At 67.3% G+C, this 10,118-nt stretch carries 10 protein-coding genes and 1 pseudogene; 6 read left to right on the top strand and 5 right to left on the bottom strand.

Features of this window, described 5'->3' with window-relative positions; genetic code table 11:
- Both IE312_RS34235 and IE312_RS34230 read left to right on the top strand, forming a co-directional pair.
- The coding region (locus IE312_RS34235; RefSeq protein WP_229900772.1) for a restriction endonuclease at nt 1-1,024 on the top strand (1,024 nt) is incomplete at its 5' end.
- Between the two features lie 203 nt (nt 1,025-1,227).
- Entirely contained in the window at nt 1,228-1,755 is a 528-nt protein-coding gene (locus IE312_RS34230; RefSeq protein ID WP_189986119.1) for a hypothetical protein, read from the top strand.
- A gap of 620 nt (nt 1,756-2,375) precedes the next feature.
- On the opposite strand, the pseudogene IE312_RS43125 reads toward IE312_RS34230, so the two are convergent.
- Nucleotides 2,376-2,646: pseudogene (locus tag IE312_RS43125) on the bottom strand (hypothetical protein).
- Nucleotides 2,647-2,723: 77 nt separating this feature from the next.
- Between IE312_RS43125 and IE312_RS34225 the strand changes: the two are divergent.
- Complete coding sequence (locus tag IE312_RS34225) at nt 2,724-3,479, top strand: GntR family transcriptional regulator (protein WP_189986118.1); 756 nt, start codon at nt 2,724-2,726, stop codon at nt 3,477-3,479.
- 95 nt (nt 3,480-3,574) lie between these two features.
- Here the strand turns inward: IE312_RS34225 and IE312_RS34220 are convergent, their stop codons facing one another.
- Nucleotides 3,575-4,792 carry a hypothetical protein gene (locus IE312_RS34220; protein WP_189986117.1) on the bottom strand — a complete coding sequence of 406 codons (1,218 nt, stop codon included), beginning with the start codon at nt 4,790-4,792 and terminating at the stop codon, nt 3,575-3,577.
- 873 nt (nt 4,793-5,665) lie between these two features.
- Between IE312_RS34220 and IE312_RS34215 the strand changes: the two genes are divergently transcribed.
- Nucleotides 5,666-6,076, top strand: coding sequence for a hypothetical protein (locus tag IE312_RS34215; RefSeq protein ID WP_189986116.1), 411 nt, complete (start codon nt 5,666-5,668; stop codon nt 6,074-6,076).
- Between the two features lie 337 nt (nt 6,077-6,413).
- The gene (locus IE312_RS34210; protein ID WP_189986115.1) at nt 6,414-6,914 is read left to right on the top strand and encodes a hypothetical protein; all 501 of its coding nucleotides are present in this window, start codon (nt 6,414-6,416) and stop codon (nt 6,912-6,914) included.
- Nucleotides 6,915-6,954: 40 nt separating this feature from the next.
- On the opposite strand, the gene IE312_RS34205 is transcribed toward IE312_RS34210, so the two are convergent.
- A complete protein-coding gene (locus IE312_RS34205; RefSeq protein WP_189986114.1) occupies nt 6,955-7,203 on the bottom strand; it encodes a hypothetical protein in 249 nt (82 codons plus the stop codon).
- Between the two features lie 214 nt (nt 7,204-7,417).
- Nucleotides 7,418-7,642, bottom strand: coding sequence for a hypothetical protein (locus IE312_RS34200; RefSeq protein WP_189986113.1), 225 nt, complete (start codon nt 7,640-7,642; stop codon nt 7,418-7,420).
- Between the two features lie 229 nt (nt 7,643-7,871).
- Here IE312_RS34200 and IE312_RS34195 point away from each other — a divergent pair, with 229 nt between their 5' ends.
- The gene (locus tag IE312_RS34195) at nt 7,872-8,093 is read left to right on the top strand and encodes a hypothetical protein (protein ID WP_189986112.1); all 222 of its coding nucleotides are present in this window, start codon (nt 7,872-7,874) and stop codon (nt 8,091-8,093) included.
- Between the two features lie 556 nt (nt 8,094-8,649).
- Here the strand turns inward: IE312_RS34195 and IE312_RS34190 are convergent.
- Nucleotides 8,650-10,118, bottom strand: a 1,469-nt coding sequence (locus IE312_RS34190) for a DUF8189 domain-containing protein (RefSeq protein WP_229900771.1), incomplete at its 5' end; no start/stop codon positions are given.

The raw sequence follows: 10,118 nt of genomic DNA, 5'->3' as shown, positions 1-10,118 counted from the left end.
CGAGGAACGCGAGGCGTACAGGGCCGGGGAGCCCGCAGCGGTCGAGGCTCATCTAGGGGCTGTTCTGAATGCGTCGGAGTATCCATTGGGCTTCCCCCACGAGCATCGGATCGCCTTTCGACCTGCCACAGGTGACGTACTCGTTGAGATCCACTTGCCGCCTGAGTCGATCGTTCCTACGGCGCGGGGCTACCGATACGTGAAGAACCGGGATGAGACAACCGTGTTGCCTCGTCCAGAGAAGGAACGCAAGGAGATCTACGCCTCCGTCCTTGCCCAAGTCGCTCTGAGGACAGTCCACGAGGTCTTGACGAGCGATCCGGACCGGATCGTCAAGGGAGTGATCCTCAACGGTCATGTGAAAACCATCGACCGGGCCACCGGTCAGGAGGTCTCACCTTGTCTGGTGACGCTCAGCGCCAGCAGGGAGCAGTTCGGGAAGCTCCGTCTCAGCCAGGTTGATCCAGCGCAGTGCCTCAGGGGACTCAACGCTTTGGTGTCTCCCAACCCCTACGATCTTGAACCGATTCGCCCCATCATCGAGTTCGACCTGTCGAAGTACCGGCTCATGGACAGCATGGACGTAGTCGCAGGCCTGGACAGTAGGCCCGTGCTGGTGAAGCTGACGCCCACCGAGTTCGAGCACCTGATTCGCCAACTGTTTGAGGCGATCGGCATGGAGGCCTGGAACACCCAGGCGTCCAAAGACGAGGGCGTTGACGCGGTGGCTGTCAGCAAGGATCCCGTCTTCAACGGTGAGTGCATCATTCAGGCGAAGCGCTACAGCAAGCTCGTGGGCGTGGAGTCCGTCCAGGCGCTGGCCGGAGTGGTCGAGCACAAGCGTGCTGCCAAAGGCGTCCTGATCACCACATCGTGGTTCGGCAGGGCCAGCCACGACTTTGCCCGCCAGCATGGCCGGCTCCAGCTCATCGAAGGGCCGGAACTCAAGTACCTGATCAAGGAACACCTTGGCAAGGATGTGATCCCGGGCCCGGTCCCTCCGAAGAGGCGCCCCTCGCGCTGAGGCCGGCGGCCCGCCCGCTCAGAGCGAGCTCTGTCATCCAAGGCTGACATCAACGACGCCGGACGGAGGCCTACGCCAACATCCCCGTCCAGCCATCGCACCAGAGGGCGGCAGCTGCTGGAGCCGGGGCGGATCAACTCTTAAAAGGCGGGTGTCGCAAGGCCCCCTCGACAGAGGCGGAGGCCTCGCCAACACTGATCAGCATGGGGGACAGCGCGATTTGGGTCGCGGCTTTCACCGGCGGTACGGCTGTGTTCGCCAGCTGGGTGACCAACCTGGGGAACGTGCGGGCCGCCCGTGTTCAGGCTGAGGCTTCATTACAGGCCCAGCATCGTGGCCGAGTTCGAGAGTTGCGGCGGGCCGCGTACCTGGAGCTGATGGGACACGCCCACGTCATAGGTGAGCTCTACTGGAGAGTCGCGAATGCGCTCCGCCAGATCCCCGAGCCGGACCAGCGACTTACGCGCTTCGAGGAACTGCGTTCGGAGCTGCGTGAGGCTTACGACCCCCTCATGCACAGCGTCCGTGTCGTCGTCCTAGAAGGGCCGCCCACTACCGCCGAAGCGGCCCAAGCCGTCCTGGACGCCGCGCTGAACGGCAACCGGTGCCTGTGGCGCATCATCTGCGGTGACTCGGACGGGCACGCTCGCTTCAACGAGGTGCAAGAGGCGTACCTGCGGTGTCTGGGGCGATTCGTGGAAGCGGCGCGCACGGCGATGGAGGCGTCCTGATTGGGTGCCACACAGACCCACGGAGGCACGGCCCGCGCTCACATGCTCCAGTATCCTGCCGACTGGTCAGGGTGAACCCCGTCGGTGCCTGCTGTACAGCAGCGGAGTACAGCAACCACCGCGACCACGAGTAGCTACCAGAGGCCGTCGATAACCACAAGACCAGCGTCCTTTACCGCAATGGCCGTCCAGCCGATAGTTCGGGACGAAGGGGTCACGCCCAAAGGGACACGGCAGGCGGTCGACCGGTAGGGGACGGCCGAGGCATCGGTGACGCGGAGCTGTTGGCGTGGAGTCATCAGCGGGCGCCCGCCAGAGCCGACCAGGCTTCAGCTGGCAGATGCGAAGCGAAGACCACCGCCCGTGGCCGTACCCGTTGCTCCCAGGCCAGCACATAGGGGCGGACGAGTGCGTTGTCCTCCCCCGCGAGCGGGAGTCGGTGGTCGGCGATGTCGGAAACCCGACCCAGTGGCCGCCTCGACGCGTCGGCGGACGGCGGGCAGGCTGGGGCGGCCGTCGAGCGGGACGTCGACAAGGGGCGGCGATGCCTGCCTTTGGGCGTACCGCGCTCTGGTGAGTGAGACGGCACGGCGGATACGGTTGAGCACGCTGCTCAGCTCCTATCGCTGATGGCTCGGTCCCCCGACATCGCCCGTCGCGGGGACCGCTTTGTGTACGACCGCCCAGAGGGTGCGGCCGTTCAGACTGGTGGCCAGGAGTCCGAACCGATCGGCCTCGGCCACCACTTCCAGGGCCTCCCGCCATAGAGAGCGCCGCCGGTGTCTCCGCTTCGGCCGACGTCTAGCGGTCGTACTCCTCAACACGCGTGGGAAGCCCGAGGACGGACCGCCGGGCGACGATGGCCGCCACGCGAGATCCCGAAGCGGGCACAGGGCAGCCTCCGTCAACCGGCGATCACTCTCAGAAAAGCTGGTTAACTAGGTTAGCTAGTGGACTAGATTTTCCATGTGCCTGAGCAGCCGCCCTACCTCCGCATCGCCGACGAACTCCGGCGCCAGATCGCGGAGCACGTGTGGGAGCCCGGGGACCGCCTACCGTCCCGCGCCCAGATCGGCCAGGAGTACGGGGTCGGCGAGAACGTGGTCCGCCGGGCTCAGGAGCTGCTGATTTCCCAGGGTGTGCTGGAGGGCCGCGCCGGTTCGGGCACGTACGTCGCTGAGCCCCGGCAGCGGGTACGGGTGGTCCGTTCTTCCGCGCGCGAGCGCCCCGACGGGTCGCCCTTCCGGGCGGACATGAAGGCCGTGGGCAGGCAAGGGGACTGGGAAAGCCGGACTGAGGCCAAGGTGCCGGCCCCGGTGGACATCGCGACGCGGCTCGGCATCGCCGAGGGCGACCTGTGCGTCCGGACGACGTACGAATTCCTGGCCGATGGCAGGCCCGTGCAACTGTCGACGAGTTGGGAGCCGTACGACCTCACCGCCGGCACGCTCGTTGTCCTCCCAGAGGGAGGGCCGCACGCCGGGGCTGGGGTCGTGAACCGCATGGCCGCGATCGGTGTCACCGTCAGCCACGCCGTGGAGCAGCCTGAGCCGAGGCGGGCGACCGCCGAGGAGGCGTCACTTCTGGGCATCCAAAAGGCTGCGCTCGTCACGCACATCCGGCGGACGTACTACAGCGACCAGGGGCGGCCCGTGGAGACTGCGGACATCGTGGTGCCCGCCGCCCACTGCGAGATCGTGTACGAGATCCCGATCAACCACTAGCCGCTGCTCACAGGGCGACTCCTGACATCCACATCTGACGTACGCCAGCATCCCTGTCTGGCCATCGCTCAGAGGGCGGCAGTCAGCGACGGGGGCTATTTCTTCGCTGCTTTCAGAAGCTGGTCGACAGTGCGCTCAGTCCAACGAGTTTCTGTCTTCATTCCGTATGGCTCCTGCTCCGGGTCGCTGAGTCGTTCTTCGCCCTCCGGATCTCGCGAGATGGAGACTTTCAGATCAGGCTCGGTGTCGCCCTTGGCGAATAGATCTCCCTCGTGCCATGTGGGGAGGATCCACCATGCGGTCGCATAGTCTGTGGAGTGGGTCAGGTTCAGCATCTCGCTGCTGTGGTAAATTTTGGAATGGTAGCGATAGAAATCGTCCTCCGGGCGCGCCACCCAGCTCGGGGCGCTCCGGATGTGCTCCGCGTTCTCTGATTCCGTATTCCAAGAGGTTTCCCCTGAGTCCCCGTAGTTGTTGCCCAACTTGCCTCGGTCGGCGCGGACGAAAGAGGCCTGTGCCACGACCTCAATGCGACCAAGCCCTGACCGCAGCGGCACATCGACTACGAAGTCGGATGAGTAGTCATCCCCGGGGTCGGCCCAGGAGCCTGGATCTGCAAGTCTCCCTGTTCCTAGCATTTGAGACGGTGAGTAGATTACGTGCCTCACCGTTTCGGCGTCATTCCATAGCTCGCTCTTCCAGACGTTCGCCCCGGTTCCTTTTACCGTGAAGGTCGTCGGATATCCGTTGACTGTCCACAAGGTGCCCACCACGTAGATCCTCACCGAACCGGAATTGCGAAACTCCACATGTGCCGGAACATGAAGCACAGTCCCGTCCGCATTCAGGGTGGAGTCACCGAACGAGACATTGAAAGGAATTTCCACGGGTGTGGAGTACGGAATGTACATCTGTGAGTAGGCGAGGCTCGCGAGTCCGATGACCCCGGACACCACGACGCTGAGCGCGATGCCCTTGGGATGGGGGATTTCCTGCCATACCTTCTGGCGCGTCAGCGCCCACAGGGACCAGCCCACCCAAAGTGCCAGGGCGACCCACAGCAAGAGGAAGGGGGTGTACTCCCAACCCTGAATCTGTGTGATCAGGAACATCAGATTCGTCACCATTACGGTGCCGACGCCCAGCAGGACGGCCGCACCCGAGTAGCGCAATGCCCTCTTGCCCCAGTAGTCGCAAACAGCCACTGTCGCGGCTGTTTCCACCAGCGCTGCCGCGATGAAGGTAACGCCTATGATGCGCCCTCCGTACGCCAGCGCGTTGAAGGCATCCGTCGTACCCACGTAGAACAGCACAGCTGCGGAGGCTAGGAGCCCCAGCGCCATCACCGCGCCGACAGCACGTCTTCGCAAGGGGCGGTCCGGCCAGCACGACTTGTCCGCCGCCCAGTGAACGCGTCCCGAGTCGTCGAGGTCGAGGTCCGAGGGTAGGCCGGCCCGCCGCAGAAGCCTCCGGACGTCGCGCAGAGACCAGGCTCGGCCGACGGTTTCACCCTGGACGCGTACGGCCCGAAGACCCCTTCCGTCCGGCGCCTCCACGACGACATGTGTGTGGTTGTTCATGAGAAAAGGGTTATGACATCCCCGCGGCCACCACCGTAATGACGCGCAACGTCATCCCAGCGGGCCCCGGCTGGCGTAGAAGGGGGTGGGCCCGCCCCGTTACGCCGTGACAGGGTCAGCGCTTCCGGGGGGATGCTGGCCCGCCCTTGGGCCGTGAGGGCGCTTGAGGCCGACCACAGCGATCAACAGTGACAGAAGCCCCGCACTCGCCAGTGATGAAAGATCAGGTCAGAGTCCTCAGGCCTAACGGGTTCCACCCAGGGCTAGCGGTCAGGCAAGATGGGGTGTTTCTTACCAGCCCATCTCAGCTCGAACGCATCTTCTCAACCTCCTGCCTCCCAAGGTTGCACGGCCGTATGCTCAGCCGACCTTCACACTTCCTTCAGGAGTGCATCCTTGCGTCGATTGGCCACAGTCGCACTGGTCATGGCGACTTGCATCCCAGGCTGTTCGTCCGCGCCGTCAGCCGGACATGCGTCGTCCAGAGCCGAATCCGCATCGGCGACCCATCCCACTCCTTCTGCCTCACCCACCGCGCCAGCGTGCGCGGCCTCGGCCAAAGCCGACGAGGCACCGTCCACTTCAGGGGACTTGCTGGCGACTGCTGTGTCTCTGAGCGACGCAACGCTGACCGCTGCCGGAAAGATAGTGAAGCAGGCTCAGGGCCTGAAAATGGTCTCCGACTCTGTGTGCCGGATTGAAACCGTTGACGGGGGCAAGCCGAACCGGGAGACGGTATGCGAGTCGGCCAAGGAGCTGGATCGCGACGGCGGGCTGAAGGCTCGAACTGAAGCGGAGGCCACCGCAGACGCGGCGCCGCTTGCGTCGCCTGACGACATCGAAGCCTTCAAGGACAAACTGGCAGCCGTCGCAGACCCGAGTTCTGCCGGCACAGTCACTCTTCGAGCGCAGTACTGCGACGACCTTCCAAGCGTCGATGAGACCCCCGGCCCAGAAAGAGGACCAGGTCAGCAGGGGCGTGACTCAAGATTCACCAGGCGCCTTCTAAGCGCTTGACCGCAGCTCGAGTCCTGCCGGGGGAGCCCCCTGCTACCAGCAAAAACGCCCCGGAGGGGATCTCCCCTCCAGGGCGTTTCGCATCTCTGACGGCGACGGTTTCGTCACTCGCCCAATAGGCTCCCCAGCCGATCGAAGGGCGACCCGCTTCTCAGTCAGGGCGGCGTCGAGTGGAGGTTCATGGTGGGCTTGGACGCCGGCTCGCGGTCCTCCGAACCGAGGGCGGTGGGTTCCTGGGCACCGCGCCGGCGCGGTGGCGAGGTACTCCCCATAGAGGACAGGCTCGTCATCCTGCGTGCGGATGTGCGGGCATCTCGGCGTGAGCACGATGGAACTCATGGTGAAGATCGACGGGTTGTCCCATGCTCCACGCTGGGCTGTCCTCGCGGCTCACACGGTGCCCCTTGTCACCCTGCCGTCCGGCCTGTGGCGGATCGCCCAGGTCGCGGGGCTCCCGGTGGCTGAGCAGTTGGGCCGGAACGGTCGCGAGGCGTTCGTGGCCGTCTCGCTGACCTTGATGACAGAAGGCCTCGCCTTGCTCACAGTGGGCTTGGTGCGGCCGTGGGGCGAGGTCGCACCCCGCTGGCTCCCGCTCATCGGCGGACGGCGCGTGCATCCGCTCGCTGCGGTAGTACCGGCAATGCTCGGGGCGGCGGTGCTGTGCACGATAGTGGGGTGGTTCGCCTGTACCCAGGCGGCAGGGCTGATCGGGCGTGTCACGCAGACGCCGGCCCAGCAAGTGCTTCTCGTGGCGTGCTACTCCCCGCTGTTGGCCTGGGCGCCCCTCCTGGCGGCCACGACACTCGCGTACTACCGGCGCAGGACGGCTGTGCGATGAAGGGGAGGCGAGCGCCGACCACAGTGTCAGCACGCCGACGTCAGCTGCAGGGACGGCAATGCTGAGAGGCGGGCTGGAAGCCGAGGGCGTCTTCGGCTTCCTCCTCGGCGTGGCCGGTGACGTGCAGGATGCCGGCCAGCCTGCCCGCGGGTACGCTGCGGTGCGAGCGTGGCGTCAGCGCTCCGGCAATGCCGTTGGTTCCGGGTTCCGGAGACCTTGGTTGGGAAGTCGCCGACAGCCCAGCCGGGGCCCGACCGCGCATCTTGGCGAACACGTCGACGACGACCATGCGCGCGTCGGAGTCGCGTTCCAGCCACCGGGGATCTTCTTTGACGGCGAGTCGGCAGGGTTGGTTGGATGCGACTGGCCCCGGGGTGCTGGCAAGCTTCGGCGGCTGGCCGACGGTTGCGCCTGCCTAGCTCCTGCACGGAGCGGGGTACGTCTCATGACGGGCACCGTCGGCCCTCTTGCGTGGATCGCGCTTCCGGCACAGGCGGCGTCGTTCACGCCCCGTTCGTTCCGCCGCCGGCGCCGTCCTGCCTGCCATGGGGAAAGATCAGTCTCGGCGAGATGCTGATCATTGCCAGGGATACCAGTCCGAGGGCGGGACGGCCGAGGGCTGGGGTCCCGTGCCAGGTCTGCGGGGGTCCGAAGGCGATCCAGGCGGCCAGTGCGATGCCCGCGATCAGGGCGGCCAGTCCGGTGGCGCGGCGTAAGCCATGGCTCATGGGCTCATCGTTGCTCATGGCGGAGCGGGGCTCAACGGGCTGACCGGCCCCTCACCGTCCGGGCCGGGCACGTCAGCCGATCCCCGGGAGGGCCCCGCGTCGATCGTATCGGCTCGTTTCGCTGGGTCAGGGGGAGAAACCCCAGGTCAGCGGTGTGGTGCCGCTGGGGTCGTTCGGATCTGTGCCGACGGCCACAGCGCGGGGGCCCCGAATAGGCGCATACTGAGCCATGACAAAGCCTGCTGCGCCGAAGCGTCATCTGCCTACCAGCCCCTTCAAGGCCCCGGTTCCGCCGGCCCCCAAGCACTTCTCCCTGGGGGACCAGGTCACGCACGACATGTACGGCCTCGGCCGGGTGATCGGCATCGAGGACGGTGTCGCGGCCCTCGTGGACTTCGGCTCGGCGCAGGTGCGGGTTCTCAGCCCGTACGCCAAGATGACCAAGCTGTAGCTGTAGAACCGCTGTGCCCGGTCCGGCACCCCAGGTCCCTCGTGGGACCTGCCACGAAAGAGAGTTCTCCCATCGATCTGACATCGCTGTTCTCCGCCCCGGAAGGGCAACCGCGCCGCGCCGCCGCCGCGTCGCCCGCTCCGGTGACCAACCCCTTCCAGGCCCCCGACTTCGGGGAAGAGGAGACTTTGCCGCTCGAGGACGCACAGGCGGCGCACTTCCCCGAATGACGCGGTGGCGGGCCTCGTGTCCGGTTGCGGACGCGGCGGGCCCGGTGCCCGCTTGTGGACGCGGCGACGGGCCCGGTCCCCGGTTGCGGACGCGGCGGCGGGCCCGGTGCCCGGTTGCGGACGCTCCGGCCCGCCGGCCCGGCTGGCGGCCCGCGGAACGCGTGCGAGCCCCGGGCGCCCGCCCTTGGTGAGCAAGGGCGGGCGCCCGGGGCTCCCGTCGTCGCAGGGCCGTCCCCAGGGGACGCCGGACCGGAACCAGCCGGCCCAGCCGCCCGACGCGTCCCGCTACGTGCCCGCGCAGGGGGCCTCGGCCGCCCCGCCAGGCCTCAGGTGATGCCCAGCTGGAACCAGCCGGCCCAGCCGCCCGACGCGTCCCACCACGTGCTGTGAACGGTTCCGTCCGTGCCGACCGCGAACAGGTCCAGGTGCTCGGTGACGCGGGTCAGCGCCGCGATCTGGCTGCCGGGTCGGGCGACTCCGCCGGACACGTTGAACCACGCCGCCCAGCCCGTGGTGTCGTGCCACCACGTCGAGTAGATCCGGTTGTCGGTGCCGACCACGAACAGGTCCATGTGGTTCGTGTAGCGCACCACGGCGGTGACCGGTGACCCCGGTGACGCGACGCCCCCGGACACCTGGAACCATCCCGCCCAGCCGCTGCGCGCGTCCCACCAGGTCGACATGATCTTGCCGTCGGACGCCGTGGTGAACAGGTCCAGGTGGTCGCGGTGGCGGGCGACGGCCGTGACGGTGGAGTCGGGCCGGCAGGTGAGGCCGGGCAGCGGGAACCACGCCGACCAGCCGGAGCGTTCGTCCCACCAGGCGCTGTAGACGCGGTTGTCCGTGCCCACCGTGAAGACGTCGAGGTGGAAGGGGTAGCGCGCCACGGCCGTGACCGTCGCGCCGTTCGCCGCGACACCGCCGCCGATCTGGAACCAGTCGGCCGCCCAGCCGGTACGGGCGTCCCACCACGTCGACATGATCTTGCCGTCGGACGCCGTGGTGAACAGGTCCAGGTGGTCGGCGTACCGGCTGACGACGTTGACCGTCGAACCGGGCCGGGCGACCAGGCCCCCGACGCGGAACCAGCTCGCCCAGCCGGTCGACCGGTCCCACCAGGTGCTCCAGATCCGGTTGTCGGTGCCGACGACGAACAGGTCGAGGTGGCCGGCGTAGCGTGCGATCGAGGTGACCGGCGCGCCCGTGCCGCCGGGCGAGGCCAGGCCCCCGGAGACCTGGAACCACCCGGCCCAACCGCTGGACTGGTCCCACCAGTTCGACATGGTGCGCCCGTCGGACGCCACGGCGAAGACGTCCAGGTGCTCGGGGTAGCGGGCGACGACGCTGAGCGGCGTGCGGGCGCGGGCGGGCAGGGTCGCGAGGGGGCCGATCCGGTTCCAGATCACCTGTCGGCACACCCGGCAGAAGGGGACGCCCAACTCCCGCATCTTGCAGGTGTACTCGGGCCGGTAGGCCCCGCAGTGGTAGTAGTGCGCGCCCTCGAACAGGCCGACCGTGCCGGTGGGTACCGGGCTGGGCCGGGTGTCCACCGTCGCGCAGTCCGGGTTGCTCATCGTGGGCAGGGCCGTGCTCGCGGCGACCGCCCAACCCCATTTCAAGGTGAGGCGGTTGGTGTTGACGGTGACGTTCGGCTCGGCCGGCTCACCCGCCGGGTGGTGGTCGTGTCCGGTCTCCTTGCCGCCGGCGTAGTACGGGTACTCGTCCGCCAGTCCGTACGCGGTGTGCCCGACCTCGTGGATGGCGATCTCGGTCGCGCCGCCGGCGAGGGAGTACG

It is taken from the genome of Streptomyces capoamus, assembly GCF_014654935.1.
Lineage (GTDB): Bacteria > Actinomycetota > Actinomycetes > Streptomycetales > Streptomycetaceae > Streptomyces > Streptomyces capoamus.
Note: the sequence above shows the minus strand (reverse complement) of the source record. Positions and strands in the feature narration are given on the sequence as shown.